Below are 26,968 nucleotides of genomic sequence, written 5' to 3' on the forward strand. Positions count from 1 at the left end.
TTGGCCCGTCGCAGAGAGGGTGGATCCCGCTCATGCTAGCCAGTGCTGGGCTGCTCCGAACACTGGATGTACGCGGAACTACGTATGGGAGCGCCGTGCGCTACGCAAACCTACGACCTCCGCCGACCGGAAATACGTATTACGACCGATGCCCGCGTGCGGCCCCACCAGCGACAGTTGGTCCATCGAACTTTCGAGCCACTACCGAAGGGAACTTCAATGGGCAAGATCCGCACCCGTGCCACCGCCATCCTCGGTCTCGACGGGGAAGGCCCCACCCAGAAGCGTGCGGCGAAGCGCCAGGCTCAGCCGAGGCGCTACGCGTTCCTCGAGTCCTCGAGCATGTCCCGCGCCATGGACCGTCTCTGACTACCATCGGCGGGGTGCTGCCCGAGCGCGTCCGCACCGACGAGGCGCAACTGCATCTCCTGCCCGATGGCCGTGAGCTGGCCTACCTGGAGTGGGGCGACGCAACCGGGTATCCCGCGTTCTACTTCCACGGCACGCCGAGCTCGCGGCTCGAGGGGGTGTTCGTCGACGGCGCCGCCAAGCGGACCGGCTTCCGGCTGATTGCGGTCGACCGCCCCGGGTTCGGGCGCTCGACGTTCCAGCCGGGACGCAGCTTCCGTGATTGGCCGGCCGACGTCTGCGAGTTGGCCGACGCACTCGGCCTCGCCGAATTCGGTGTGGTGGGGCATTCCGGGGCCGGACCCCACCTATTCGCCTGCGGTGCCGTCATACCGCCGGGGCGGCTTCGCTTCATCGGCGCGTACGGGGCGTGGGGTCCGCTGGCCACGCCGGAGATTGCGAATGCGCTGAGCTCGGCCGACCGTGTGTACCGTCGTCTCGCGCGGTTCGGGGCCTGGCCGTTCGACGCGGCGTTCATCCCGCTGGGCTGGTGCGCGAAATATTCGCCCGGCTTTTTCGGCCGAATGTTGACGGCGTGGGTGCCCGACCCCGAGCGCCGACAGCTGGGTGAGGAGCTTTTTCAACGGCATTTTCGCGCCACTCAGCTCGAAGCCTTCCGGCAAGGGGGTCGCGGCGGCGCCTATGAATCGTTTCTCGACTACCGGCCGTGGACATTCCGGGTGGAGGAAATCGCCGTTCCCACCCACATCTGGCAGGGCGACCGCGACTCCTTCATCCCGCAAGCCATGGGCCAGTACTTCGAGCGCGCCATCCCGAATGTGGATCTGCACTGGTCGCAGGGCCGGGACCATTTCAGCCTCGAGGACTGGGACGCGATCTTCGCCGCTTGTGCGGCCGACATCTAAATCAGTCCGAAAAGCGAACCCACAAGGGCGATCGGCAGCCACAACGCCAGCACGGCGTAAATCGGAATCAGCAGCAGAAAACCCAGATAGTAGAGATAGGCCAGCGTTTGCCAGAACAGGCCCGTCACGGTGCTGATCAAGGAGCTGAACACCTGGTCGAGGGTGGGGATGCCGGCGGCAGCGGTCGCGGGCTGCAGTAACGACGCGTTGGCGGCCTCCGCTATTGCGTAGGTATTCGCTGCCGCGCTGAGGTGCTGGACGAACTGCTGCTGATACGCCTCGGCCTGACCGGCGGCCGCCTGATAGTCCTGGCCGAACCGGGAGAACAGCTGCGCAGCGGCTGCGGACACCTCATCGGCGGCCGCGGGCAACACCTGCTGGGTCGAGGTCGCCGTCGTCTGGTTGGCCGCGCCGAGCGTGTGGCCAATGGTCGCCACTTGGGTTGCGGCCTGGACGAGCAGGTCTGGCACGGCGACTACCGCGGACATGGGGTTCATGGAAACAGGGTGGACAGCAGCGGGCAAGCCGCGCGCCAATTAGCTGCCCAGTCGTGGTGGGAACGATATCCCGTCGAGACATCAGAAGGTGTAGGGCGGGAATATCGAAACGTCCTGGTACGCCAGAAAGGCGAGATAGCCGACGACGAAGATATGAAGAGCAAATCCAACGAAGCATCACTATGGGCCCGAGCAGCGAACCGATATCTGCGAGAACGGTTCCGGCAGCGAGGCAACGCACGCTGACAACTGGTGAAACGAGGTAATGCCATTGCCGGCCAACCGGGCGATGATTTCAACGGACAGCTGCTGCAACGAATTCGCGTTGACCTCCTCGGCTCCGGCATACATGCCGGCGGCCGGGTCATGTCCTGCACGAACTGTTAGTGATACGCGGACGCCCATGCGGCCGCTTTGTGGAAGTCCTCGGCGTGCTGTGAGAACAGCTGGCTGATGCCTGCGGACACCTCGTCGGCCGCGGCCGGCAACAGGGCGCGGGCAGCGGCCGCCGTTTGCAGGCGGACCGCTCCGAGGGCCGAGTCGATTTGCGGTCAGGTCGGTAGCCGCTTGGGTGATCGACTCCGGCGTTGCGAGCATCGGACCCTAGTGCCGCGGCGTGAACCCGCCAGTTTGCGCAATCGGCTACTTGATTACCGGCTCGCGGCGCTACTCGCGCCTTAGCCGCGACGCTCACACGAATGTCGTCGCCGACTCGCGGCGCTACTCGCGCCTTAGCCGCGACGCTCACACGAATGTCGTCGCCGACTCGCGGCGCTACTCGCGCCTTAGCCGCGACGCTCACACGAATGTCGTCGCCGACTCGCGGCGCTACTCGCGCCTTAGCCGCGACTCCACGAAGCTTTCCAGCTTTTCCCACGCCCGCACCGCCGAGGCATACGGCCCCGCGGGCTTGCTCGCCGACTCCGGCTCGAGCACGTAGGCGATCAACTTGCCCAGCGGCTTGCCCTTGTCCAGGGCCTTGTCGACGGTGCCCTCTTCGGAGTAGTCGCCGATATCGCGGAGCAACTCGACGGCCAGGTCGAGTTGCTCGCGGTCCACCGCGTCCGGCCCGTCGGCGAAGTCGTCGGCCAGCCCGCTGAGCACATAGACGTTCTCGTCGGTGATGTCGATCTTGAGCGAGCCGTCGGTGGCTGCGGTGCGGATGTCGTCGTAGGTGGCCAGGTCCGACAGGTCATGGTCATGCTCGTCGGCGAGGTAGCGGGCCAAGGCACGCTCCGAGGTGAACACGCTGATGCGACCGTTACGGCCCAGGAAGATGGGGCGGTCGTCGAGGTAGCAGCGCAGCGTGTAGAACGTGCCGCTGCCGGTCATGATGCGGATCGGGTCGATCCCGACCTGCGCCCAGAAGTCTTCGTCGCTGCCGAGCACGACGGTGTCGCCCTCGGCGCGCTCCTCGTCCTCGTCTTCGTCGTCTTCGCTGTCCTCGTCGTCTTCGCTGTCCTCGTCGGTGTCCTCGGTGGACTCCTCCGCGGCCTCGTCGGTCTCCTCGTCGGCGTCCTGAGCCGTTTCCTCCTCGACTTCCTCCTCGAGTTCCTCGGCGGCCTGCTCGGACAGCTTCTCGTCCACCTCCGGCGTGCTGACCACGTCGTCGATGGCCTTGAGCACGTCGTCCCAGCTGCGCCCGATGATCTCGGCGATGGCGTCCCAGCGCTTCTGGCCCGCCCTACCGGCGAAGTGGTCGATTCCGCCGGACACCGTGCCCAGGGTGGGGTTGCCATTGAAGAACTTCGAGATTGCCGGCAACTCGCAGACCGACCCGATGGACGAGACGATCGCCAGCGTTCCGGCCAGCGCCGCCACCGACTCTTCGGTGGGCTTCTCGGCCACCAGCTCCTCGACGGCCACCAGATCGAATTGCTTGTCCTGGGCCGGGTCCAGTTTGTGCGCGTGGGCCTCGGTGATGTCGTTCCACGCCGGGTGGTCGGTCAAGTCGTTGTCGTCGTCGCTGCGGACGAACGCGACCAGGTCCGCCACGCTGTCGAAGACGAAGAGGTCTTCGTCCTTGCCCAGGAACGCCTCCCACTCGTCCCCGGAGTCGCGCCAGCGGGGTGCCCACAGCGTGTATCGGTCACCCTCGGACAGGCTCAGGCGGATGGGCACGAGGTCAGCAGCCATGCGGCACACAATAGCGACCCGGCCTGCCGGCGCTTACCCGCCCCAAATAGTTGCGATCACCGGAGCGGTTGCCGCGTAACCCGTTTTGGGCAGCCCGTACATCTCCTGCAGGGTCGATAGCACGTTGTAGTGACTGATGGTTTCGTTGTAGCTGCCCGGCTGCACGTGCGCTCCGTAGAACACCGTGGGGATCTGGTTGCGGGGGCCGCCGTCGTCCTCGTCCCAAGTGAGGATCAGCAGGCTGTTGTTGGCCCTGGCCCAGTTGGCGTAGGCCGACATGCGGCTGTTCAGCCACGCGTCCCCCTGGGCGATGGATCCGTCGTGCATGTTGTTGTCGTTGTTGGGGATGACGAACGACACCGTCGGCAGGCTCGCGTAATTGCCCGGCGCAGGGAACGCGGAGAAGGGCACCGAGACCGAGGCGGGGACGTTGCTGAAGTTCACCCAGGGCACGTGCTTGCGCGCATATTTGCCTGCGCTGCACGCCGTCGACCCGACCGCGGGTAGATCCTCGGAGTAGCCGCCGAAGGTGCGCCCGGCGGCCAGCAACTCAGAGGCGAGGTTCGGTTGGGCACCGATCTCCACCGGGCAGCTGTCCTTGGTGAGCCCGAAGGTGCTGCCGGCGAACAACGCCAGGTAATTGGGTTCGCTGGGATGCGTCTCGGCGAACGACTGCGCCATCATGGCGCCCCCGGCGGCTAGCGCGTTGATGAACGGCGCCGCCTTGTTGCCGATGATGTTGGCCTGCGAGCGATTCTCCTCGATCACGACCACCACGTGTGCGTACGCCGGTAGCGTCGCCGCGGCCAACGCCACCCGAGGCATCGGCAGCAGCGCCGAACTCAACGCCGCCAGGGCGCAGAAGGCGCTGGTCAGATGCTGTTTGAGCCGCCACATTCCGGGAGTATATGGGCGGCGGAGACCCGCCTTCGGGACAGAAACGCGTGTGTCAGCGGGCCTGAACCCGATCGTTATATAAGGTCACCCCGTGGACGTCCACGTCATGGAGCACCCGTTGGCCGCGGCCCGACTGACCGTGCTGCGCGACGAGCGCACCGACAACGCCGCTTTTCGGGCCGCGCTGCGCGAGTTGACGTTGATGCTCGTCTACGAGGCCACCCGCGACGCGCCCACCGAGCCGGTGCAGATCCGCACTCCGGTCGGCGAGACGGTCGGTGTCCGCCTGGCCAGGCCACCGCTGTTGGTGCCGGTGCTGCGCGCCGGACTGGGCATGGTCAACGAGGCGCACGGCGTGCTGCGGGAGGCGCACGTCGGGTTTGTCGGGGTGGCGCGCGACGAGAAGACCCACCAGCCGGTGCCCTACCTCGAGTCGCTGCCCGACGACCTGACCGACCTGCCGGTGATGGTCCTGGACCCGATGCTGGCCACGGGCGGCTCGATGGTCTACACCCTCGGGCTGTTGCTGGCGCGTGGGGCTACGGACGTCACGGTGCTGTGCGTGTGCGTGGCACCGGAGGGTATCGCCGCGGTCGAGCGGGTGGCGCCGAACGCGCGGCTGTACACCGCGGCCATCGACGAGGGCCTCAACGAGACGGCGTTCATCGTGCCGGGTCTGGGGGACGCGGGCGACCGTCAGTTCGGGCCGCGCTGACCCCTCACCACTTCCGCACGGCCGCGACCACCTCCTCACGCAGCGTCTCGGCCCGGTGCCGCGCGCCTACCAAGTCTCCCGTCACCGCGCAGCGTACTTCGATGTAGCACTTGAGTTTCGGCTCGGTTCCCGACGGCCGAACCACCACGCGCACCCATGTGTCGTCGTCGCCGCCGCGCAGGATCAGGGCGTCGGCGATGTCGGTGCGGGCCGCGTCGAAACCGGCCAGGCGAGCCGGCGGATTGTCCCGTAGCCGGCGCAGCACGGCCGCCGCCTGCTGCGGGTCGGCGACGCGGCGCGACACCGCGGCCACCTCGTGCACGCCGTAGCGGCGAGCGAGATCGTCCAGCAGCTCAGGGACCGAGCCGCCTGCCAGCGATGCCACCAGGTCACACATCAACACAGCGGCGCTGACGCCGTCCTTGTCCCGGACCGCCGGTGGGTCGACGCAGTGTCCGATCGCTTCCTCGTAGGCGTAGACCAGTGTGCCGGGCCGGTCGGCGTCGGCGCGCGCCAGCCATTTGAAACCGGTGAGCGTTTCGACGTGCACCGCGCCGTGGTGCGCGGCGATCGCGGCCAGCATGCGCGAGGACACCACCGTGCTGGCCACCGTCCGGGGTCCTTCGGCGGGTTGCGACAAGATGTAATCGCCGAGCAGCCAACCGGTCTCGTCACCCGAGAGCATGCGCCAACCTGCCGGGGTCGGTATACCCACCGCGCACCGGTCGGCGTCGGGATCCAGCGCGATGGCGACATCGGCGCCGACCTCGGCAGCCAGCGCCAGCAGTGCGTCGGCGGCGCCGGGCTCCTCTGGATTGGGGAACGTCACGGTCGGAAAGTCGGGGTCCGGCGAGAACTGCGCCTCGACCACGTGTACGTCGTGAAAGCCGGCCCGGCGCAGGGTCTCGACGGCGACCGCGCCGCCCACCCCGTGCATGGCGGTCAAAGCAACCCGGATCGCGCCGCCGGCGCGCCGTACCCCTGCCGCGCGGCGGATGTAGCGATCAACCAGATCCGTATCGGCGGGTGTCACCGGTGTGCGGAGGATCTGATCAGCCGGCGGGGCGTCCGTCATGGCGGCTTCGATCGCGCGGTCGGTGGGGGAGATGATCTGGACGCCGCCGTCGAGGTACACCTTGTAGCCGTTGTCGGTGGCGGGATTGTGCGAGGCGGTGATCTGGATGCCGGCCGCCGCGCCGGTGGCGCGCACCGCGAAGGCGACCACCGGCGTGGGCACCGGCTCGGGAAACTGTAGTACCGAAAATCCTTGTGCTGCAAGAACTTCAGCGGTGCCTTCGGCGAACGCGGCCGAACCGTGCCGGGCGTCGCGCCCCACGATCACCGTCGCGGGCCGCTCGATCACCTGCGCCACCGCCCACGTGGCCCGCAGCACCACCGCCAGGTTCATCGCGTCCGGTCCGCCGCGGACCGGCCCGCGCAGGCCCGCGGTGCCGAAGGTCAGCGGGCGCGCGAACCGGGCGGCGAGTTCGTCGGGATCGAGTGCCGCAAGCTCGGCGGCCGTCGTCGGGTCAGGGTCGTGAGCGATCCAGTCCTCCGGCGTCACGGCTCAGAACCGCGCGATCACGTCGGCCAGTAGCTGCCCCATCCGGGCGGCCGACGCGGCCCCGGCGGCCAGTACCTCGGCATGGCTCAGCGGCTCACCGGTGATCCCGGCCGCCAGGTTCGTCACCAGCGACACCCCCAGCACTTCTGCGCCCGCCGCCCGCGCGGCAATGGTCTCGTGCACGGTCGACATGCCCACCAGGTCCGCGCCCAGCGTCCGCAGCATCCGGATCTCGGCCGGCGTCTCGTAGTGCGGACCGGGTAGGCCCGCGTACACACCTTCGGCCAGCTCCGGGTCACACTCGCGGGCCAGCCCCCGCAAGCGCGGCCCGTACGCGTCGGTCAGGTCGACGAATTGCGCCCCCACCAACGGCGAACGCGCGGTCAGGTTCAGGTGGTCGCTGATCAGGACCGGCTGGCCCACCCGCATGTCGGTGCGCAATCCGCCTGCGGCGTTGGTCAGTACGACGATCTGCGCGCCGGCCGCACAGGCCGTTCGGACTGGGTGCACCACGTGCTGCAGGTCGTGTCCCTCGTAGGCGTGGATACGCCCGGCCAGCACCAGCACCCGGCGCCCGGCGATGGGCACCGACAAGATCTCGCCGGCATGCCCCGCCGCTCGGGGCGGTGTGAATCCGGGAATCTCGGCCTGCGCCAGCACGGCGGTCGGAGAGCCCAGCGCGGCGACAGCCGGCGACCATCCCGAGCCCAGCACCACGGCGACGTCATGTCTGGCGATGCCGGTGCCCTCTGCGATGACGTGGGCCGCCTGGACTGCGAGTTCGCTGGTCACATTGGGCGAGACTACTTGCTGAAGCGGCGATGCCCGAGGTGTGTGATGATCTGCCCTGTGCGGCATCACAAATCGCTTTCCGTTCTCGCCGCGGCGGTCGTGCCCGCCGTCGGTGTGCTGCTCGGCGGACCGGTGCCGGTGGCGGGCGCCGATGACTGTCCCAACGTCGAGCTGGTCTTCGCCCGGGGGACCGCTGAGCCGCCCGGCATGGGGCTGGTCGGTGATGCGCTGGAGGCTGCCCTGCGGCCGGCTCTGGGCGCGCGGAGTCTGGGGGTGTACCCGGTCAACTACGCGGCCAGTTACAACTTCCTGACCACGGCCGACGCAGCCAACGACGCGCGCGACCACATCGCTTTCATGGCCGACCAGTGCCCCAGAACGCGGATCGTGTTGGGCGGCTTCTCGCAGGGCGCCGCTGCCGTGTCGATGCTGGCCGGGGTGCCGCCCCTCGGCGACACCGTAGGCGAATTCGGCTCGGCCCCCGAGCTCGATCCGGTTCTGGCGCAGCGGGTCGCCGCGGTCGCGGTGTTCGGAAATCCCGGTATCCGGTTCAACGTCCCACTGTCGTCCACCGGCCAGTTCGCCGGACGTGCGATCGACCTGTGTAGCCCCGGCGACCCGGTGTGCACGGTGGGTGGTCGCGATCGGCTGGCGCACCGCGAATACGCGGATCCGCCCTATCCCGGCCAGGCAGCGGGGTTCATCGCCGGACGGGTTTGAAGCGGCTCACCGCCGGAAGAAGCCGGCCTGGTTCATGCCGGAATTGAAGCCACCGGAATTTTGGCCACCTGAGTTGGCGAACCCGGAGCTGAACCCGGGTCCCGAGTTACCCAATCCCGACAACTCCCCGGAGTGACTCGAATTGAACATGCCGGAGATCAGGCTGCCGGTCCCCGAGTTGAAAAACCCTGCCTTGATGCCGCCGTTGCCGCCATTGCCACCGGAATTCATCACTCCGGCGTGTGCGTTGCCGCCCGAGTTCCAGTAGCCGCTGTCCAGGTCGCCGACGTTGCCGAAGCCGGAATCGTCCACGCCCTTGTTGCCGTAGCCGGAGTTGTTGTTGCCTGAGTTGAAGAAGCCGGAGTTACCCGAGCCGGTGTTCCCGAAGCCCGAGTTCGCCACCGCCTGATCGGTGGCACTGCCGAAACCGGTGTTCAGATTCCCCGCATTGAGCCCTCCGGTGTTCGAGTTGCCGGAGTTCCCGATGCCGGTGTTGCTGTTGCCGCCATTGAACCAACCCGAATTGCTTTGGCCGGCAATGAAGTCGCCGGTATTGGCGGTGCCTGAGTTGAAGGACCCCGTGTTGAAGGAACCAGCGTTGAAGCTGCCGACGTTGGCGATGCCGGCGTTGGCGAATCCGGTATTGACGTCGCCGGAGTTGCCGAAGCCGGTGTTGCCGCCGTTGAACAGGAGTGTTCCGCTGCCCGAATTCCACACTCCGGTGTTGTGGCTGCCGGAGTTGCCGATGCCGGTGTTGAAGTTGCCGGTGTTGAACAGCCCGGTGGAGGTGGACCCCGAGTTGCCGATGCCCCAGTTGCCATCGCCGGTGTTGAAGAAGCCGACGTTGTTGGTGCCGGAGTTGAAGAGGCCGATGTTGCCGCTTCCGGTGTTGAGTGCGCCAAAGCCCATTTGGTTGGTGCCGCTGAGCCCGAAGCCGATATTGCCGGTGCCGGAATTGCCGAAGCCGATGTTGTTGTAGCCGGTGTTGCCGAACCCGAAATTGTTGTTGCCCTTGTTGCCCAGACCCACGTTGAAGTCGCCGGTGTTGCCCGAGCCGATATTCTGGTAGCCCTGATTCCCGTTACCGCGGTTCCCGCTGCCGAAGTTCCCGCTGCCGATGTTATCCGTCGCACCGTTCACAGCGTCCGGCGCGTTATTGCCGAAGCCGATATTGTTACTGCCGAAGTTGCCGCTACCGAAATTCTGATTCCCGAAGTTGCCGCTACCGGTGTTTCCCTGGCCGGTGTTCCCGCTACCCCAGTTGCCGTTGCCGCTATTCCCGCTGCCGATGTTGCTGCTGCCCACGTTCCCACCACCGACATTCCCATTGCCGATGTTTCCGCTGCCCAGATTGGAATCGCCGGTATTGCCGCCGCCCAGGTTGGCGGTGCCCCTGTTGCCGATGCCGAGGTTGGGCAGCAGGCTTTGTAGAGGCGCCAGCTGCGCGGCCACCGCGGCTGCCGCGCTGTGATACCCCGCCATGGTGACCACGTCGGTGGCCCACATCTCTTCATACGCGAACTCCGCTGACGCGATGGCCGGGGCGTTCTGTCCAAAGATGTTCGACAACACCAACTGCACGAACGCATTTCGGTTCGCGGTGACGGTCGCCGGATGGACCATGGCAGCCCGGGCGGACTCGAATGCGCCGGCTACCGTGTTGGCCTGAGCCGCGGCACCGGCAGCGTGCGCGGCCGCGACGTTCAGCCATCCCGCATAAGGCGCGGCGGCGGCCGTCATGGCGGCGGCGGCCGGGCCTTGCCAGGCCGAGGTCGACAGGTCCGCGGTGATCGCGGCGAACGATTCGGCCGCCGAGGTCAATTCGTCGGATACCTCGGCCCAGGCCGCCGAAGCCGCCAACATCGGTGATGAACCTGGGCCGGCGAAAATCAGCGCGGAATTGATTTCCGGTGCAAAGACGGCGTAACTCATTGGTCGTGAGCCTTTCGATGTAGCGCTGTCGTTTCCGCCGGACGACCTTTGCCTAGGTGCTCTCCGGCGTCGTCAATCACGGGATCCTACGAATTGCGGGATCACGCGGGGCGGTTTCGGGCAAAGTAGGCGGTCGCAGTGGTGTACGAAGCGGTGAGATACTGCCAAGATGCCTCGGGACACGACGAAAGCCAGCGCGCTGGACAGCGTGGAGGCAGCGGTGCGCCGCCGCCGCGGTGACCTGGTCGAGCTGTCCCATGCGATCCACGCGCAGCCCGAGCTGGCGTTCGCCGAGCACCGCAGCTGTGCCAAGGCCAAAGAACTTGTCGCTCAACGAGGTTTCGAGATCGCCCCGGTCGCCGGACTGGACACCGCGTTCCGGGCGGATTTCGGCAGCGGGCCGCTGGTTGTCGGCGTGTGCGCCGAATACGACGCACTGCCCGAGATCGGTCACGCCTGCGGCCACAACATCATCGCGGCCTCCGCGGTGGGCACCGCGTTGGCGCTGGCCGAGGTAGCCGACGAACTGGGCCTGACGGTGGCGCTGCTGGGCACACCTGCCGAGGAATCGGGCGGTGGCAAGGCGCTGATGTTGCAGGCCGGGACGTTCGACGACGTCGCGGTGGCCGTGATGGTGCACCCGGGGCCCACCGATATCGCCGGGGCTCGGTCGCTGGCGCTGTCCGAGGTCACCGTGGATTACCGGGGCAAGGAGTCGCATGCGGCTGTGGCCCCTTTCATGGGGCTCAATGCGGCTGACGCGGTGACCGTCGCGCAGGTGGCCATCGGTCTGCTGCGCCAGCAATTGGCGCCCGGGCAGATGATGCACGGCATCGTCACCGACGGCGGGCAGGCGGTCAACGTCATCCCGGGGCAGGCGGCGCTGAAATATGCCATGCGCGCGGTTGATTCGGATTCGCTGCGCGACCTGGAGGGCAGGATGTACTCCTGCTTCGCCGCAGGCGCACTGGCTGCCGGGTGCGAGTACGAGATCAGCGAGGCGGGGCCGCCCTACGCGGAGCTGCGGCCCGACCAGTGGCTGGCCGATGTCTTCCGTGCGGAGATGCGCCGGCTCGGGCGCGAACCGGTGCCGGCGGGTGTGGAGTCGGGGCTGCCGTTGGGCAGCACCGACATGGGTAACGTGACGCACGTGCTGCCCGGTATCCACCCCGTGATCGGCGTCGACGCGGGAGGTGCAACGGTGCACCAGCGTGCCTTCGCGGCCGCGGCGGCCGGGCCCAGCGCAGACCGGGCCGTGGTCGAGGGCGCGATCATGCTGGCGCGCACCGTCGTTGCGCTCGCTACGGACTCAGGTGAGCGAGACCGGGTGCTGGCGGCCCGTGAGCACAGGGCGGCCGCGCGATGAGCCTGGTCGACAGTGCCGAGTCATGGCTGGCCGCCCACTACGACGACCTGGTCGACTGGCGCCGGCACATCCACCGCTATCCCGAACTGGGCCGACAGGAGTTCGCCACCACCCAGTTCGTCGCCGAGCGTCTGGCCGACGCCGGGCTCAATCCCAAGGTGCTGCCCGGCGGGACGGGTCTGACGTGCGACTTCGGGCCGGAGCATCAGCCGCGCATTGCGCTGCGTGCCGATATGGATGCGCTCCCGATGGCCGAGCGGACCGGCGCGCCGTACGCCTCGACAATGCCCAACATCGCACACGCCTGCGGTCACGACGCGCACACCGCGATCCTGCTGGGAACCGCGCTGGCGCTGGCGTCGGTGCCCGAGCTTCCCGTCGGTGTGCGGTTGATCTTCCAGGCCGCCGAGGAGCTGATGCCCGGCGGTGCCATCGACGCGATAGCCGCCGGCGCGCTGACTGGGGTGTCGCGGATCTTCGCGCTGCACTGTGATCCCCGGTTGGAGGTCGGCAAGGTCGCGGTCCGGCTGGGGCCCATCACCTCGGCGGCCGACCAGCTCGAGATCACGCTGTATTCGCCAGGCGGGCATACCTCGCGGCCCCACCTGACCGCCGACCTGGTCTACGGGCTGGGCACCTTGATCACCGGATTGCCCGGTGTGTTGTCTCGGCGCATCGATCCGCGCAACAGCACGGTCCTGGTGTGGGGCGCGGTGAATGCGGGCGTAGCCCCCAATGCGATTCCGCAGTCCGGCGTGCTGGCCGGGACCGTACGCACGGCCAGCCGCCAGACCTGGATCGACCTGGAGGCGATTATCTGTGAGGCCGTCACCGGCCTGTTGTCGCCGCTGGCCATCGAGCACACCCTGGCTTACCGGCGTGGGGTGCCGCCGGTGGTCAACGAGGACGTGTCGACGCGCATCCTCACCCACGCGATCGAAGCCGTCGGCCCCGACGTGTTGGCCGACACCCGGCAGTCCGGCGGCGGGGAGGACTTTTCCTGGTACCTCGAAGAGGTACCCGGCGCGATGGCGCGGCTGGGGGTGTGGTCGGGCGATGGGCCGCAACTGGATCTGCACCAGCCGACTTTCGATCTTGACGAGCGGGCGCTGGCTATCGGCGTGCGGGTGATGGTCAACATCATCGAGCAGTCCGCGGCGTTCTGAGGGTCCTCCGGCTGGGGCGTGAGCGTGCGCTGCGGTACGGCGACACGCCGTGGGAGGTGGCGTTTGGTGCACGCTCGGCGGGTGAATTGTGGCGGCGCGCTCCGGCTGGGGCGTGAGCGTGCGCTGCGGTACGGCGACACGCCGTGGGAGGTGGCGTTTGGTGCACGCTCGGCGGGTGAATTGTGGCGGCGCGCTCCGGCTGGGGCGTGAGCGTGCGCTGCGGTACGGCGACACGCCGTGGGAGGTGGCGTTTGGTGCACGCTCGGCGGGTGAATTGTGGCCCAGAGAGGACGCCCAGACGATAACCGCGTGAGTAGAGAGCTCGACCGGCTGCTTGACGCGCAAGGCGGTGTGGTGACTGCTGCTCAGGCGCTGGCCTTCCTGTCCCGCCGAGGTCTGCAGCGCTACGTGAACTGCGGTGCTCTGCAGCGGGTTTGGCGCGGGATTTACTCCCGCGACGACCCGACCGTGGTGCTGCGGCTGCGCGGGCTGGACCTGTTGACCGGCAGAAACGTCGCTGCGTGCATGGGCACTGCCGCGGCGGCTTACGGTTTCGACACCGAGAGGACCGTCGACCTGCACGTGCTGAACCCCGACGGGCGGCAATTGCGATCGACCAACGGTCTGGTCGTGCATCGTCGTGAGGGCGTTCCGCTGACTGAGGTCAAAGGACGGACCGCGGCAGCGCCCGCCTGGACGGCGATTGAGGTTGCGCGCGGACTGCGCCGGCCCCGCGCCCTCGCAACGCTGGACGCCGCGCTGCGCAGCTGCACCTGCACCCGTGACGAGCTCGCGCAGGTGCTTGAGTTGCAGTCCGCTCGGCGTGGCATCGTGAGCGCGCGCGAACTGCTCTCGCTGGCTTCGCCTTTGGCCGAGTCGCCGATGGAGAGCGAGGCCCGCCTGGTCATGCTCGACGGAGGACTGCCACCGCCGGTGCTGCAGTACGAAGTCGTAGATCTGAGCGGCCGGCTCTGGCGGCTGGACTTCGCCTGGCCGGAACTCCGCGTCGCGGCGGAGTACGACGGCGTCGACTGGCACACGGGGCCCGACGCATTCCGTCGAGATCGCGCCCGCGCCGCTGCGCTGCAGGATTTGTCTTGGGTCGTTGTGCCGATAGTCGCCGAGGATGTCAGGCATCACTCCGGACAACTCGTTCGCCGTATTCAGTCAAGACTCGAGCGCGCGCGAGCCGCCTGACAGTCTTGGTTGCGAGCGTGCCGCTAATTGCAGCCGCAACGGCGTGTCGGTTGTACGGGAGTGCACGCTCGCGCCGAGAGGGTCAGAAGGGCCTGCGGCTACCGGTCGCGAGCGTGCGGTTAGTGCCAGCCGTAGCGGCGCGTCGTTGTACGGGACTGCACGCTCGCGCCCAGACGCCAGGCGGAGGGGGGCGAAGCCATCGCCGAGCTACTCCGGACTGCTGGGCCCCGGACCGATGTTACGGGCCGGCCGGGTGCGCAGGTCGTGCACGTAATCTGCTGGCGCACCGGCAATTTCGGCAGCGTCGGCCATCACACCCAGATACTGCGCCGACGGCAGACCGCCCTCCCAGCCGTCCAGCACATACAGCCAGGCCAGCACCGGGTCGATGTCGGTGTCCGACGACTCGCGCTCCACCCGGCAGCGGATCTTCTTGTGGACGCCGAACTCAGAGCCCTCCCACCGGTCCAGGTTCATCTCGTCGGCCGGCGTCATGTCGTAGAGCACCACGAACACCCGCGAGTCCGGGTCCTCGACGATGGTGGCCAGAGCCCCTTCCCAGCCGATGTCCTCGCCCCCGAACGTCAGCCGCCACCCCGGTAACCAGCCAGTTCCGGCCATCGGCGAGTGCGGTGCACGCTTGAGCATCTGCTCGGGATGCATGTTCGACCCGTAGGCGGCGTAGAGCGGCACGGGGAAAGCTTAAACTCCGCCCTGCGGAGCCAGCAGAAGCCGGACTAGGTTATGGGCTGTGGTGACCCGCATCGTGATCCTCGGTGGAGGCCCGGCCGGCTACGAAGCGGCCCTGGTGGCCGCCAACGCAAAGCCCGACGACGTCCAAGTCACCGTCATCGATTCCGACGGTGTCGGCGGCGCGGCCGTTCTCGACGACTGTGTGCCGTCCAAGACGTTCATCGCGTCCACCTGGCTGCGCACCGAACTGCGCCGCGCGCCGCGGCTGGGGTTCGAGATCGACATCGACGACGCCAAGATCGACCTGCCGCAGATCCATGACCGGGTCCGCAGGCTTGCCTCCGAGCAGTCGGCCGACATCGCCGAACAACTGCGCAACGTCGGCGTGAAGCTGGTCCACGGCCGCGGCGAACTCGTCGACCCCACCCCCGGCCTGGCCCGGCACCGCCTGAAGGCCACCGCCCCCGACGGCACCGTCACCGAGCACGACGCCGACTTCGTGCTGATCGCCACCGGCGCCAGCCCGCGGGTCCTGCCGTCGGCCCAACCCGACGGCGAGCGCATCCTCACCTGGCGTCAGCTCTACGACCTGCAAACCCTGCCCGAACACCTCATCGTGGTCGGCTCCGGGGTCACCGGCGCTGAATTCGTGCACGCCTACACCGAACTCGGTGTCCAGGTCTCGGTGGCGGCCAGCCGGGACCGGGTGCTGCCCTATGAAGACGCCGACGCCGCCGCGGTGCTGGAGGAGTCGTTCGCCGAACGCGGCGTCAACCTGTTCAAGAACGCCCGCGCCGAGTCGGTCACCCGCACCGAGGACGGGGTCCTGGTCACGATGACCGACGGCCGCACCATTGAGGGCAGCCACGCCCTGATGACCATCGGCTCGATCCCCAACACCAGCGGCCTGGGCCTCGAGCGCGTCGGCATCGAACTGGGACCCGGTGACTACCTCAAGGTGGACCGGGTGTCGCGGACGTCGGTGCCGGGCATCTACGCCGCCGGCGACTGCACCGGGCTACTGCTGCTGGCCTCGGTCGCCGCCATGCAGGGCCGCATCGCGATGTACCACGCGCTGGGTGAGGGGGTGAACCCGATCCGGCTGCGCACGGTGGCGGCGACGGTGTTCACCCGGCCCGAGATCGCGGCCGTCGGTGTGCCGCAGTCGGCGATCGACGACGGGGAGTTCAGCGCGCGGACCATCATGCTGCCGCTGCACACCAACGCCAGGGCGAAGATGTCCGGGCTACGCCAGGGTTTCGTCAAGATCTTCTGCCGCAAGTCCACCGGCGTGGTGATCGGCGGCGTAGTCGTGGCGCCCATCGCCTCGGAGCTGATCTTGCCGATCGCGGTGGCTGTCACCAACCGGATCACGGTCAACGAGTTGGCTCAGACGCTCGCCGTTTACCCGTCGTTGTCCGGTTCGATCACCGAAGCGGCGCGGCGCCTGATGGCGCACGACGATCTGGACTGATAACCGACTCAAAAGCCGCCGACGAACTAGCCTGGTTGGGCGAACGCCTACCGACAAGTAACCGACAGGAGTCCTTCGTCGTGAGCAACCCGAGCAAGGCAGCCGACAGCGAGCAGACCTGGTCCGACGGCTCGCTGGGACCGCAGCAGCGTGCGCAGGCATGGGAACGTCTCGGTGGCGAGCAGTTCGACGTGGTGGTGATCGGGGGCGGGGTGGTCGGATCCGGCTGCGCGCTGGACGCTGCCACCCGGGGGCTCAAGGTCGCCCTCGTCGAGGCCCGTGACCTTGCCTCCGGCACGTCGAGCCGCTCGTCGAAGATGTTCCACGGCGGCCTGCGCTACCTCGAGCAACTGGAGTTCGGTCTGGTGCGCGAAGCGCTCTTCGAACGCGAACTTTCCCTGACCACGCTGGCGCCGCACCTGGTCAAGCCGTTGCCGTTCCTGTTCCCGTTGACCAAGCGCTGGTGGGAGCGCCCCTACATCGCCGCCGGCATCTTCCTCTACGACCAGCTGGGCGGCGCCAAATCCGTTCCGGCGCAGAAGCATCTGACCCGCGCCGGCGCGCTGCGGCTGAGTCCCGGCCTCAAGCGCAGCGCCCTGATCGGCGGCATCCGCTACTACGACACGGTCGTCGACGACGCCCGCCACACCATGACGGTGGCCCGTACCGCCGCGCACTACGGCGCGGTGGTGCGGTGCTCCACCCAGGTGGTCGCATTGCTGCGCGAGGGTGACCGGGTCACCGGCGTGCGGGTGCGCGACTCCGAGGACGGCTCGATCACCGAGGTCCGCGGCCACGTCGTGGTCAACGCGACCGGGGTGTGGACCGACGAGATCCAGGCGCTGTCCAAGCAGCGCGGCCGGTTCCAGGTCCGCGCGTCCAAGGGCGTGCACGTGGTGGTGCCTCGCGACCGCATCGTCAGCGACGTCGCGATGATCTTGCGCACCGAGAAGTCGGTGCTGTTCATCATCCCGTGGGGCAGCCACTGGATCATCGGCACCACCGACACCGACTGGAACCTCGACCTGGCCCACCCCGCGGCCACCAAGGCCGATATCGACTACATCCTGACCACCGTCAACGAGGTGTTGGCCACCCCCCTGACGCACGCCGACATCGACGGCGTGTACGCCGGGCTGCGCCCGCTGCTGGCCGGGGAGAGCGACGAGACCTCCAAGCTCTCCCGCGAACACGCCGTGGCGGTGCCCGCGGCGGGCCTGGTGGCCATTGCGGGCGGTAAGTACACCACCTACCGGGTGATGGCGGCTGACGCGATCGACGCCGCGGTGCAGTTCATCCCGACCAGGGTGGCGCCGTCGATCACCGAGAAGGTGAGCCTGCTGGGCGCCGACGGGTACTTCGCGCTGATCAACCAGGTGGAACACGTCGGCGAGCGGGCGGGGCTGCACTCCTACCGCGTTCGCCATCTGCTGGACCGCTACGGCTCGATGATGGACGACGTGCTGGCGCTGGCCGCCGGTCGCCCCGACCTGCTCACCCCCATCAAGGACGCGCCCGGCTACCTGAAGGTGGAAGCCGTCTACGCCGCCGCGGCCGAGGGAGCGTTGCACCTCGAGGACATCCTGGCCCGCCGGATGCGCATTTCCATCGAGTACTCGCACCGGGGCGTCGACTGCGCCCGTGAGGTGGCCGACCTGGTGGCGCCGGTGCTGGGTTGGAGCGCTGACGACGTCAACCGGGAGGTCGCCAACTACAAGGCGCGGGTCGAGGCCGAGGTGCTCTCGCAAGCGCAGCCCGACGACGTCTCCGCCGACGAACTGCGCGCCAGCGCACCCGAGGCGCGCGCCGAGATCCTCGAGCCGGTGCCTCTGAATTGAGGTCCTTTCGAGGACTCAGGTCACTAGCGATGTGTCGGTGGCCTGGGTGAGCATGAGGGCGTGAAAACACGCTCTGTGACCGCCGTAGTGGGATCCGGACTTGCCGGGTTGGCCGGCTGGGACCTCTGGCAACGCCGGCACAGCATCCTGCGCAATTTCCCGATCGTCGGCCACTTGCGGTTCGTGCTGGAAGCGGTGGGCCCCGAACTGCGCCAGTACATCGTCACCGACAACAATGCGGAGAAGCCATTCAGCCGCGACCAGCGGCGCTGGGTCTACACCTCGTCGAAGATGAGCAACAGGTACTTCGGCTTCGGCACCGACAACGACCTGGAGCGTGCCCACAATTACCCGATCATCAAGCACGCGGCGTTCCCGATCTCGGCCCCGGACGGCGATCCCGGCCACCCCGACCCGAAGGTGCCGTTGCCGGCGGCCAAGGTGCTCGGCGGAGCGCGCAACCGCGCCAGGGCATTTCGGCCACCCTCCTTGGTCAACATCTCCGGGATGAGTTTCGGGGCGCTGGGCGGTGCGGCCATCACCGCGCTGAACCAGGGTGCCGCGATGGCCGGCGCGTTGCAGAGCACCGGGGAGGGCGGGGTGTCGCCCTATCACCTGCGCGGCGGCGACCTGGTCTGGCAGCTCGGCACCGGCTATTTCGGTTGTCGCAACGACGACGGCACCTTCAGCCTTCCCCGCCTGGTCGACCAGGTGGCCGCCGCGCCGTCGATCCGCGCCATCGAGATCAAGCTCAGCCAGGGCGCCAAACCCGGGTTGGGCGGCATGCTGCCGGGCGCCAAGGTAACCGAGGAGATCGCGAAGATCCGCGGTATCCCGGCCGGAAAGGACTGCAAGAGCCCGGCCGGGCATTCGGCCTTCGGTGACGTCGACGGTCTGCTCGAGTTCGTGGAGACCGTCGCCGCTGCGACGGGGCTTCCGGTGGGCATCAAGTCGGCGGTCGGGGAAGAGGCGTTCTGGCCGGAATTGGCCGCCCGGATGGCCCGCACCGGGCGTGGCGTCGACTTCGTGACGGTCGACGGGGGCGAGGGCGGCACCGGGGCGGCGCCGCTGGTGTTCAGCGATCACGTCGCGCTGCCGTTCAAGTGGGCCTTCCCGCGGGTCTACCGTGCCTTCGCCGAACAAGGTCTGCAGCACGACGTGGTGTTCATCGGCTCCGGCAAATTGGGCATTCCGGAGAACGCGCTGCTGGCCCTGGCGCTGGGTTGCGACATGATCAACGTCGGCCGCACCGCGATGTTCGCCATCGGCTGCATCCAGGCCCAGCGCTGCCACACCGGCCGCTGCCCGACCGGGGTCGCGACGCAATCGGCCTGGCTGCAGCACGGGCTGGACCCGGCGCTGAAGTCGGTGCGCTGCGCCAACTACCTGGCCACCTTGCGCTTCGAGTTGTTGACTTTGGCGCGCGCGTGCGGCCACGTGCACCCCGCCCTGGTTCCGCTGAACGCGATCGAAGTACTCGACGTCGACCTGCAGTCGGCGCCCGCCGAGGAATTGTTCGACTACAAGCCGGACTGGGGACTACCCGGACCGGCCGATGTCGAGGCGATCACGGCTTTGCGGGCAACGCGCACCATCTGAGCTTCCGATCACGCCAGGCATTGTGCACCGCGGTGTGCCCGGAAATCGTGCACATTGCACATTTCCGTGCCCGCCCGTTTTCGGTATAAGAAATTCGAACAGAGCGTGTGAAGCCAAGTCGATTGCTCTTGTTTTGATGCGTAATATTGCGCCGTGCTCGGCTGCTAATCCACGCCGATTGCCCACCATTAATGCTGTTCAGGGCGTTGTAGTGGGCTTTTTGATCTAACAATTCATCTTATTTCCGGAGGCGCGTAGAATTTTTTGGAAAATGCTTGTGGAAAATGCATCACGGGTTATTATCGGGCAATTCCCGGCAGCTTCCGCCGGCGCTTGTTTTCATGAATTCAAAGAGGTGCCAGATGCCGTACGTGCTTGTTTCACCGGAGATGGTGGCGTCTGCGGCCACCGATATCGAGAGCATCGGCGCGACGCTCGCGCGCGTCCACGCGGCCGCGGCCGGGCCGACGATGAGCGTCGCCAGCGCCGCGGCTGACGAGGTGTCCATCGCCATTGCAGCGCTCTCTTCTCGGCACGCGGTGGACTACCGCGCACTGGCCGCGCAGGCGGCGGCGTTTCATGAGCAACTGAACCGCACCTTGGTGGCCGGCGCGAACTCTTACGCTGCCGCTGAAGCGGCCGCCGCGTCGCCCCTGGCGGCATTCGAACAGAGCGTGCTGGGGGCGGTCAACGCACCGACCAACGCTCTGTTCGGCCGTCCGCTTATCGGTGACGGCGCCAACGGCGCCGCAGGTACCGCTCAGGCCGGCGGCGCCGGCGGCTTCCTCTTCGGCAACGGCGGCAACGGCGGGTCCGGCGCGGCCGGGCAAACGGGTGGAGTCGGTGGGTCGGCGGGCCTGATCGGCAACGGTGGGGTGGGTGGCAGTGGTGGAGTCGGAGCCATTGGCGGAGCCGGGGGCAGCGGCGGGATCTTGTTCGGCAACGGAGGCAGCGGCGGGGCCGGCGCGATCGGCCAGTCCGGCGGCGCCGGCGGATCGGCGATGCTAGTCGGTCACGGTGGCGCGGGCGGGACCGGTGGTGTGGGGACGGCCGGCGGAGGCAGCACCCACGGTGGGACCGGCGGCGCCGGCGGGGCCGGAGGTCTGTTGGCCGGCAACGGAGGAGCCGGCGGGGCCGGTGGCATGGGCGCGTCCGGCGCGGCCGGCGGATACGGCGGCAACGGCGGCCCCAGCGGTGCCAACAGGGCGATTGTGGGCTGGGCCGGCGGTGCGGGCGGGCTGGGCGGCGACGGCGGCGCCGCTCTGGCAGGCGCCGACGCGACCGCCGTCGGTGGCACCGGCGGTGCAGGTGGTTTTGGCGGGAACGGCGGAGCCGGCGGGTCGGGCGGCGCCAACGCCGGATTGTTCGGCGCGGGCGGGCTGCTGGGTTCCGGTGGTGCCGGCGGCGCCGGCGGGGCCGGCGGCAGCGGCGGCACTGGCGGTGCCGGCGGAACCGGTGTGGGCCACGGGGTTGTCGGCGGAAGCGGAGGCGACGGCGGCGCCGGCGGCAACTCGGGTGCCGGCGGTGCCGGGGGAGCCGGCGGATTGTTGGGAACCACCGGTCTGGCAGGCCAGGCCGGAGTCGGCGGCCAGGGCGGGGTCGGCGGCACCGGTGGGGCAGGCGACTCGGGAGTTGCCGGCAGCAAGGGTGGCGCCACCGGTGGGTCCGGATTGAGCGGCGGCAGCGGCGGCCGGGGTGGTGTCGGCGGCAGCGCCGGAGACGCCAGCGGCACCAACGGCAGCGGCGGGGCGGGCGGCCAGGGCGGTATCGGCGGCAACGGCGGTAAGGCCGGCCCCGACCTCGGCCTGGGTACCGCTAGTGGCGGCGACGGGGGTGCCGGCGGTAAGGGCGGCACCGGCGGAGCGGCCGGCAGCGGGCCGGGTGCGGCCGGCAGCGTGGGCAGCGGCGGACAGGGTGGTGTCGGTGGTCTCGGCGGTGCGGGGTCTGCCGGTATCAGCGGCACCGCACACGACGGCGGTGCCGGCGGCCGTGGTGGTGCCGGTGGTCAGGGGGGTGACGCCGGCGGCGCCGGCGGCATCAGCGGCAAGGGCGGCCTCGGCGGCAACGGCGGCCTCGGCGGCGCCGGCAGCAGCGGCTGGAGCGCAGGAGGGGGCGGTTTCGTCAGCCCCGGAGGCACCGGGGGAGCCGGTGGTGCCGGCGGTGACGGCGGCGCGGCGGGTGCGGTGGGAACTGGTGGAACTGCAGGCAGCGGCGGCACCGGCGGCACCGGCGGTATCGGTGGTCAGGGCGCCAACGGCGGCAACGGTATAGGTCAGACGGGTGCCCAGGGCGGGAAGGGGGGCGTCGGCGGCGCCGGCGGAAATTCCGGCGGCGTCGGCGGCAGCAACGGCGACGGGGGCGCCGGCGGCCAGGGCGGTACGGGTGGTACCGGCGGCGCGGGTGCCGGCGGTGGCGGTGGCGGCGGTATCGGTGGCGACGGCGGACAGGGTGGTGCCGGCGGTGCCGCCGGCAACGGTGTCGGCGCGGCGGGCACCGCGGGCGAAGGCGGTTTAGGCGGGACCGGCGGCACCGGAGGCGCCGGCGCCGACGGCATCTCGGTCACCAAGGGCGGAGAAACAGGCGGTGCCGGCGGCACCGGTGGAGCCGGCGGGAATGGTGGCCTCGGCGGTGACGCCGGCGGGCCAACCGGGACCAACGGCAGCGGCGGCACCGGTGGAATCGGCGGTAAAGGCGGCACAGGCGGCACCGGTGGCACCGGCGGCACCGGTGGCGGCCTGGTCGGCGGGGACGGCGGCACCGGCGGTGACGGCGGTGCCGCCGGTGCCGGCGGGGGAATAGGTACCGGCGGTAAAGGCGGCACCACGGGCAGCGCGGGAACGGGTGGCAGCGGTGGTCTCGGCGGGCGCGGCGGGGCCGGCTCCAACGGCGGCGCCGGCAGTGCGGGTTCCTCGTCAACAGTCGGTGGAAACGGTGGCACTGGCCTGTCCGGCGGTAAGGGCGGCCAGGGTGGCGCCGGCGGGAGCGCCGGGGCCGGCGGGCTCAACGGCGCCGGTGGGGGCGGCGGTCGCGGCGGTGCCGGGGGCACTGGCGGTGCGGGTGGTGCCGACGGCGGCGCCGGTGCTGGAAACGGCGGCAACGCCGGGGCCGGCGGTGCTGGCGGCACCGGAGGTGCCGCTGGCAACGGCGCGGGCCGCACAGGTGTCGTGGGTGACGGCGGGACGGGCGGGGATGGAGGCTCCGGCGGCGCCGGTGCGGCCGGATTAAGCAGTACGACCGCCGGCAGCCCTGGCGGTAAGGGCGGGGCCGGCGGTAACGGCGGTAATGCGGGGATTGGCGGCGCCGCGGGGACCGGCGGCACCGGCGGAACGGCCGGCATCGACGGCAACGGCGGTCACGGCGGGTCCGGTGGTAACGGTGGTGCCGGTGCACATGGCAAGGCGGGAGCGACCGGCACCATGTTCGCTCCCGGCGGCCCAGGTGGCGCCGGCGCCGGCGGTGGTGACGGTGGCCAAGGGGGTGCCGGCGGCAGCGCCGGCACCGGCGGGACCAACGGTAATGGGGGTGCCGGCGGACAGGGCGGCGCTGGCGGCAACGGCGGTAGCGGCGGAAACGACTTGATGGCGGGCGCCGGTCTCGGCGGTCAAGGCGGCTCCGGCGGCAACGGTGGGCTCGGCGGTGCGGCCGGCAACGGATCCGGCAGTGCCGCCACCGCGGGACAGGGCGGCGCCGGTGGCGCCGGTGGTGCCGGTGGTGTCGGCGGCGCCGGCGCTATCGCCCCCTCGGGCAGCGGGAATGCCGGCGGCGCCGGTGGCAAGGGCGGGTCCGGCGGCTTGGGTGGTAGTGCCGGTAGCGCGACCGGCGTCAACGGCAGCGGCGGAGCCGGCGGAGACGGCGGCCGGGGCGGTGCCGGCGGCCCCTCGTTGTCCGGTAACGCGATCCCGGGCGGTCAAGGCGGTGCCGGTGGTGGCGGCGGCGACGGTGGGGCCGCCGGCCTCGTGGGCAGCGGCGGAAAAGACGGCAGCGGCGGCACGGGCGGCCAGGGCGGCGGTGGCGGAACCGGTGGTTCGGCCGTGGCCGGCGCCGGCGGCACCGGCGGTGTCGGCGGCACGGGCGGGTCCGGTGGCGTCGGCGGTAACGCCGGTGGCGCGAACGGAATCAACGGCAGTGGCGGCGCCGGCGGCCGTGGCGGCCAGGGTGGTGCCGGCGGCTCCGGTTCTGCCGATGCCGGTTTCGGCGGCGGTCCCGGTGGCAAGGCCGGGGCCGGTGGGGCCGGCGGCAATGGCGGCGCGGCCGGCGCGGTCGGTAGCGGGGCCAGCGGCGGCGCCGGCGGTCAAGGCGGCCAGGGCGGCGCCGGCGGCTCAGGAGCCGATTCGTTCAACGCAACCTTCGCGCAGGGCCGTGACGGCGGGGCCGGCGGCAACGGCGGCGCCGGTGGTGCCGGTGGAATCGGCGGCTCGGCCGGCGTCGGCAGCACCAACGGCAACGGCGGCGCCGGTGGCGCCGGAGGCGCGGCGGGCGTCGGCGGTCAAGGTGCGAACGGCAACAACACCAACACCGGGATTTCCGGCCGCAACGGCGGTGCCGGTGGCCAGGGTGGCGTCGGCGGGACCGGCGGCAACGGCGGACAGGCAGGCAGCGGCGCAGGTGCCGGGGGAGTCGGCGGTGCCGGTGGCCAGGGTGCTGCCGGCGGCCAGGGTGGCCAGGGCGGCACCGCCGGCATCAGTGGAGCAAATGTCGGCGGCAAGGGCGGCCAGGGGGGTGCCGGTGGCGCTGGCGGGCAGGGAGCGGCAGGTGTAGCAGGCGGCGCTGCCGGCGCCGGTGGGTCGGCCGGTAGTGGAGGACGGGGGGGTCTGGGCGGCAGTGGTATCAACACCGGCAATGTCGGACCGGGCGGCACCGGCGGCACCGGCGGCGTCGGCGGTGTCGGCGGTAATGCCGGCGCGACGAGCGGCAGCGGCGCCGGCGCGGTCGGCGGCAAAGGCGGCGGCGGCGGTAATGGCGGTGCCGCAGGCCCCAGCACGGTCAGCAGCTACGGCGGCAAGGGTGGCAACGGCGGTTCCGGCGGTTCTGGCAGCAACGGCCAGCTCAGCGCTGGTGGCCCCGGCGGCAAGGGCGGAGCCGGGAACAGCGGCGGGCCCGACGGCGCGGACGGGGGTCCGGGATGATCTGGGACTGTGCGATGGGCGGCGGGTCAGCCCTGCGCCGGGACGCGTGCTTCCATCAGCCGGCCGCGCACGATGTGCTCGACGAGAATCGGGACGAACGTCTGCACCGGCGCGTCCAGGAACTGTTGAGCAGCCTCTTCGCACCACTGCCTGATCTGTGGGCGCAGCGCCGCCGTGCGTTGCTGGTCGCCGCGGCCTTCGTGGTGAGCCAGTTTTTCCGCCACGTCGGCCACCGATCGCGCGACCAGGGAACGGCTCGCGGCGTTGACGTCGTCGTCGGTGGCTGAGCTTGCTTCCCGCAGGGCCTGCCGGCCGCTCTGGTCGCTGGCGTCCGGCGGGATGACCTGCAGACTCAAATGGTGGCCGTCTTGTCCGATCAGGATGATGCTGGCCGGCTCGTCACCGCTGAAGCACAGCAATTCGATGGTGCGTCCGCCGATCTCGAGCAGTGGGGGAGCCTCGTCCCAGCTACTGCGGTGGTAGCCGACCATCGCGATCGGCCCCAGCTGGTCGGCCAATGACGTCACCAAGCCAGGAAGTTCGTCGACCAATCGTGTCGACCGTGGCCACCAGGCCCCGTCGACGTGCTCCGAGATCGGGCGAAAGGGCTTGATTTCCAACCGAGTTGGCTGCATCACCCAAAGGTACGGTCGTCGCGCACGCCCCGCGAGCTCAGCGGCCTAACAGCGGACGAATTTTCGGTTAAGTGCCTGCATCAGTTGAGAAATCGGCACAAATGCGCGAGAGTCCTGCGATGCCGTCGACATTGACCGCGAACGAGGTTGCCGCGGCTGAAATCGGCGAAGTCTGGCGCCGGCTGGACAGCTCGGTCGGCGGACTGTCCAGCGCCGAGGCGGCTGCGCGGTTGGTGCGGTACGGCCCCAACGTGGTGCGGACGCACCGCGTCAAGTGCTCGCGATCCTGGCTCGTCAACTGCGCAACGCGGTGCTCATCCTGCTGGCCGTCACCGCGGTGGTGTCGGTCTTCCTCGGCGACCGGGCGCAGGCGCTGATCATCGGCGTGATCCTGCTGGCCAGCACCGGCCTGAGTTTCTTCAACGACTACCGCGCCGAGAATGCCGCGGCGCGGCTGCACGCCGGAGTCCACCACAACGCGCTGGTGCGCGGCGACGGCGAGTACGTCACCGAACTCGTTTAGGGGGACGTGCTCCGGCTGTCACTGGCGGAGGCGGTGCCGGCCGACGTCAGGCTGGTCGACGTCAGCGGTCTGGAGTGCGACGAGAGCATCCTGACCGGTGAGTCGACCGGGCCAAGAGAAAACACCGCCCGGTGCCGGCCGGTGCCGCGTTGGCCGACCTGACCGACCTGGCTTTGATGGGCACCATCGTCAGCGGCGGCGAGGCTACCGCGGTGGTCTACGCCACCGGCCGCAACGCCGAATTCGGGCGCATCGCAGCCGGTTTGGACACCCGCCAGCCCGAGACCGGCAATCTGCTGCTGCACAAGCCGGTGATCGATTCGGTGCTCTTCTCGCTGGCCATCGCGGTCGGGATCACCCCGCAACTGCTGCCCGTGGTGGTCAGCACCAGCCTCGCGACCGGATCGCGGCGGCTGGCCAGGGTGAAGGTGCTCGTCAAGCGTTTGGTCTGCATCGAAGACCTGGGCGACATCGACAGCCTGATGACCGACAAGACCGGCACCTTGACCGAGGGTCGGATCCGGCTGGTCGACACGATCGACGCGACCGGCGCACCCGCCGAATCGGTGCTGCGGCTCGGGCTGCTGGCCACCGACGTGGCCCCGGAATCCGGCGGGGCCAGCGCCAACGCGCTCGATGCCGGGCTCTGGGAGGCGCCGAAGTTGCGGCGGCTGGCCACCGGCGCACGCCGGGTGGCGCTATCGCCCTTCGACCATCAGCGCCGCGCGACGTCGGCATTGGTCGACGACGCCGGAAACCGCCGGCTGATCGTCAAGGGCGGCCCGAGCAGGTGCTGAACCGATCGAGGCGCCGCCGGATGCGGC

The 26,968-nt window shown here is 69.6% G+C and carries 23 protein-coding genes and 1 pseudogene; 15 read left to right on the plus strand and 9 right to left on the minus strand.

Annotated elements, in window-relative coordinates; translation table 11 throughout:
• Positions 1–219 precede the first annotated feature (219 nt).
• Positions 220–369, plus strand: coding sequence for a hypothetical protein (locus JX552_RS31945; RefSeq protein WP_241010910.1), 150 nt, complete (start codon positions 220–222; stop codon positions 367–369).
• 17 nt (positions 370–386) lie between these two features.
• Complete coding sequence (locus tag JX552_RS06830) at positions 387–1,274, plus strand: alpha/beta fold hydrolase (protein ID WP_241011097.1); 888 nt, start codon at positions 387–389, stop codon at positions 1,272–1,274.
• Here JX552_RS06830 and JX552_RS06835 read toward each other — a convergent pair.
• The 4 genes from JX552_RS06835 to JX552_RS06850 form a co-directional block, all read right to left on the minus strand.
• Positions 1,271–1,771, minus strand: coding sequence for a PE family protein (locus JX552_RS06835; protein ID WP_205876661.1), 501 nt, complete (start codon positions 1,769–1,771; stop codon positions 1,271–1,273). The two genes, JX552_RS06830 and JX552_RS06835, sit on opposite strands and share 4 nt — an antisense overlap.
• 383 nt (positions 1,772–2,154) lie before the next feature.
• Positions 2,155–2,316, minus strand: a complete 162-nt coding sequence (locus JX552_RS34000) for a PE domain-containing protein (protein ID WP_205878283.1) — start codon at positions 2,314–2,316, stop codon at positions 2,155–2,157.
• A gap of 283 nt (positions 2,317–2,599) precedes the next feature.
• Positions 2,600–3,907, minus strand: a complete 1,308-nt coding sequence (satS, locus tag JX552_RS06845; RefSeq protein ID WP_205876662.1) for a protein export chaperone SatS — start codon at positions 3,905–3,907, stop codon at positions 2,600–2,602.
• 33 nt (positions 3,908–3,940) lie between these two features.
• Positions 3,941–4,804 (minus strand): alkaline phosphatase family protein, encoded by an 864-nt coding sequence (locus JX552_RS06850; protein ID WP_205876663.1) that lies wholly within the window; start codon positions 4,802–4,804, stop codon positions 3,941–3,943.
• A 91-nt stretch (positions 4,805–4,895) separates the two neighbouring features.
• Between JX552_RS06850 and upp the strand changes: the two genes are divergently transcribed.
• Positions 4,896–5,519, plus strand: a complete 624-nt coding sequence (upp, locus tag JX552_RS06855; protein WP_205876664.1) for a uracil phosphoribosyltransferase — start codon at positions 4,896–4,898, stop codon at positions 5,517–5,519.
• Positions 5,520–5,523: 4 nt separating this feature from the next.
• On the opposite strand, the gene JX552_RS06860 is transcribed toward upp, so the two are convergent.
• Together JX552_RS06860 and JX552_RS06865 are read right to left on the minus strand one after the other, a co-directional pair.
• Positions 5,524–7,083, minus strand: coding sequence for a phospho-sugar mutase (locus tag JX552_RS06860; protein ID WP_205876665.1), 1,560 nt, complete (start codon positions 7,081–7,083; stop codon positions 5,524–5,526).
• Positions 7,084–7,086: 3 nt separating this feature from the next.
• Entirely contained in the window at positions 7,087–7,875 is a 789-nt protein-coding gene (locus JX552_RS06865) for a purine-nucleoside phosphorylase (RefSeq protein WP_431195929.1), read from the minus strand.
• A 45-nt stretch (positions 7,876–7,920) separates the two neighbouring features.
• Here JX552_RS06865 and JX552_RS06870 point away from each other — a divergent pair, with 45 nt between their 5' ends.
• Complete coding sequence (locus tag JX552_RS06870; protein ID WP_205876667.1) at positions 7,921–8,595, plus strand: cutinase family protein; 675 nt, start codon at positions 7,921–7,923, stop codon at positions 8,593–8,595.
• 6 nt (positions 8,596–8,601) lie between these two features.
• Here the strand turns inward: JX552_RS06870 and JX552_RS06875 are convergent, their stop codons facing one another.
• On the minus strand, positions 8,602–10,527 hold the full coding sequence (locus tag JX552_RS06875; RefSeq protein ID WP_205876668.1) for a PPE family protein: 1,926 nt from the start codon (positions 10,525–10,527) through the stop codon (positions 8,602–8,604).
• A 169-nt stretch (positions 10,528–10,696) separates the two neighbouring features.
• On the opposite strand from JX552_RS06875, the gene JX552_RS06880 reads away from it, so the two are divergent.
• The 3 genes from JX552_RS06880 (at position 10,697) to JX552_RS06890 (ending at position 14,256) form a co-directional block, all read left to right on the plus strand.
• Complete coding sequence (locus tag JX552_RS06880; RefSeq protein ID WP_205876669.1) at positions 10,697–11,893, plus strand: M20 family metallopeptidase; 1,197 nt, start codon at positions 10,697–10,699, stop codon at positions 11,891–11,893.
• Positions 11,890–13,059: a M20 family metallopeptidase gene (locus JX552_RS06885; protein WP_205876670.1), complete on the plus strand. Its 1,170-nt coding sequence runs from the start codon at positions 11,890–11,892 to the stop codon at positions 13,057–13,059. Before JX552_RS06880 ends, JX552_RS06885 begins: the two co-directional genes overlap by 4 nt.
• A 309-nt stretch (positions 13,060–13,368) precedes the next feature.
• Complete coding sequence (locus JX552_RS06890) at positions 13,369–14,256, plus strand: type IV toxin-antitoxin system AbiEi family antitoxin domain-containing protein (protein ID WP_205876671.1); 888 nt, start codon at positions 13,369–13,371, stop codon at positions 14,254–14,256.
• Between the two features lie 207 nt (positions 14,257–14,463).
• Here JX552_RS06890 and JX552_RS06895 read toward each other — a convergent pair whose 3' ends face one another.
• Positions 14,464–14,949: a gamma-glutamylcyclotransferase family protein gene (locus JX552_RS06895; protein WP_065136194.1), complete on the minus strand. Its 486-nt coding sequence runs from the start codon at positions 14,947–14,949 to the stop codon at positions 14,464–14,466.
• A 58-nt stretch (positions 14,950–15,007) separates the two neighbouring features.
• On the opposite strand from JX552_RS06895, the pseudogene JX552_RS06900 reads away from it, so the two are divergent.
• The 4 genes and pseudogenes from JX552_RS06900 to JX552_RS06915 form a co-directional block, all read left to right on the plus strand.
• Positions 15,008–16,485 (plus strand): annotated as a pseudogene (locus JX552_RS06900) (NAD(P)H-quinone dehydrogenase); the annotation flags it as partial.
• Between the two features lie 18 nt (positions 16,486–16,503).
• Complete coding sequence (locus tag JX552_RS06905) at positions 16,504–18,261, plus strand: glycerol-3-phosphate dehydrogenase/oxidase (RefSeq protein WP_205876673.1); 1,758 nt, start codon at positions 16,504–16,506, stop codon at positions 18,259–18,261.
• A 60-nt stretch (positions 18,262–18,321) separates the two neighbouring features.
• Positions 18,322–19,860 carry an FMN-binding glutamate synthase family protein gene (locus JX552_RS06910; RefSeq protein ID WP_205876674.1) on the plus strand — a complete coding sequence of 513 codons (1,539 nt, stop codon included), beginning with the start codon at positions 18,322–18,324 and terminating at the stop codon, positions 19,858–19,860.
• A gap of 362 nt (positions 19,861–20,222) precedes the next feature.
• The gene (locus JX552_RS06915; protein WP_205876675.1) at positions 20,223–24,986 is read left to right on the plus strand and encodes a PE family protein; all 4,764 of its coding nucleotides are present in this window, start codon (positions 20,223–20,225) and stop codon (positions 24,984–24,986) included.
• 26 nt (positions 24,987–25,012) lie between these two features.
• On the opposite strand, the gene JX552_RS06920 is transcribed toward JX552_RS06915, so the two are convergent.
• Complete coding sequence (locus JX552_RS06920; RefSeq protein ID WP_241010917.1) at positions 25,013–25,621, minus strand: DUF5994 family protein; 609 nt, start codon at positions 25,619–25,621, stop codon at positions 25,013–25,015.
• A gap of 119 nt (positions 25,622–25,740) precedes the next feature.
• On the opposite strand from JX552_RS06920, the gene JX552_RS31950 reads away from it, so the two are divergent.
• Genes JX552_RS31950 through JX552_RS31965 form a run of 4 tightly spaced genes read left to right on the plus strand, consistent with a single transcriptional unit; the run spans position 25,741 to position 26,941 of the window.
• The gene (locus tag JX552_RS31950; RefSeq protein WP_241010925.1) at positions 25,741–25,998 is read left to right on the plus strand and encodes a cation-transporting P-type ATPase; all 258 of its coding nucleotides are present in this window, start codon (positions 25,741–25,743) and stop codon (positions 25,996–25,998) included.
• Positions 25,896–26,144: a hypothetical protein gene (locus JX552_RS31955; RefSeq protein WP_241011256.1), complete on the plus strand. Its 249-nt coding sequence runs from the start codon at positions 25,896–25,898 to the stop codon at positions 26,142–26,144. Before JX552_RS31950 ends, JX552_RS31955 begins: the two co-directional genes overlap by 103 nt.
• A gap of 33 nt (positions 26,145–26,177) precedes the next feature.
• A complete protein-coding gene (locus tag JX552_RS31960; RefSeq protein WP_241011099.1) occupies positions 26,178–26,306 on the plus strand; it encodes a hypothetical protein in 129 nt (42 codons plus the stop codon).
• Complete coding sequence (locus tag JX552_RS31965; RefSeq protein WP_241010926.1) at positions 26,276–26,941, plus strand: cation-translocating P-type ATPase; 666 nt, start codon at positions 26,276–26,278, stop codon at positions 26,939–26,941. The genes JX552_RS31960 and JX552_RS31965 overlap by 31 nt, the downstream gene beginning before the upstream one ends.
• Positions 26,942–26,968 lie beyond the last annotated feature (27 nt).

The organism is Mycobacterium gordonae, from assembly GCF_017086405.1.
GTDB classification, from domain to species: Bacteria; Actinomycetota; Actinomycetes; order Mycobacteriales; family Mycobacteriaceae; genus Mycobacterium; species Mycobacterium gordonae_D.

Coding starts and splice junctions, on each gene's coding strand:
- JX552_RS31945 (WP_241010910.1), top strand. CDS start 220: ATGGGCAAGATCCGCACCCGTGCCACCGCCATCCTCGGTCTCGACGGG.
- JX552_RS06835 (WP_205876661.1), bottom strand. CDS start 1,771: ATGAACCCCATGTCCGCGGTAGTCGCCGTGCCAGACCTGCTCGTCCAG.
- satS (WP_205876662.1), bottom strand. CDS start 3,907: ATGGCTGCTGACCTCGTGCCCATCCGCCTGAGCCTGTCCGAGGGTGAC.
- JX552_RS06850 (WP_205876663.1), bottom strand. CDS start 4,804: ATGTGGCGGCTCAAACAGCATCTGACCAGCGCCTTCTGCGCCCTGGCG.
- JX552_RS06870 (WP_205876667.1), top strand. CDS start 7,921: ATGATCTGCCCTGTGCGGCATCACAAATCGCTTTCCGTTCTCGCCGCG.
- JX552_RS06875 (WP_205876668.1), bottom strand. CDS start 10,527: ATGAGTTACGCCGTCTTTGCACCGGAAATCAATTCCGCGCTGATTTTC.
- JX552_RS06880 (WP_205876669.1), top strand. CDS start 10,697: ATGCCTCGGGACACGACGAAAGCCAGCGCGCTGGACAGCGTGGAGGCA.
- JX552_RS06885 (WP_205876670.1), top strand. CDS start 11,890: ATGAGCCTGGTCGACAGTGCCGAGTCATGGCTGGCCGCCCACTACGAC.
- JX552_RS06915 (WP_205876675.1), top strand. CDS start 20,223: ATGCCGTACGTGCTTGTTTCACCGGAGATGGTGGCGTCTGCGGCCACC.
- JX552_RS06920 (WP_241010917.1), bottom strand. CDS start 25,621: ATGCAGCCAACTCGGTTGGAAATCAAGCCCTTTCGCCCGATCTCGGAG.
- JX552_RS31950 (WP_241010925.1), top strand. CDS start 25,741: ATGCCGTCGACATTGACCGCGAACGAGGTTGCCGCGGCTGAAATCGGC.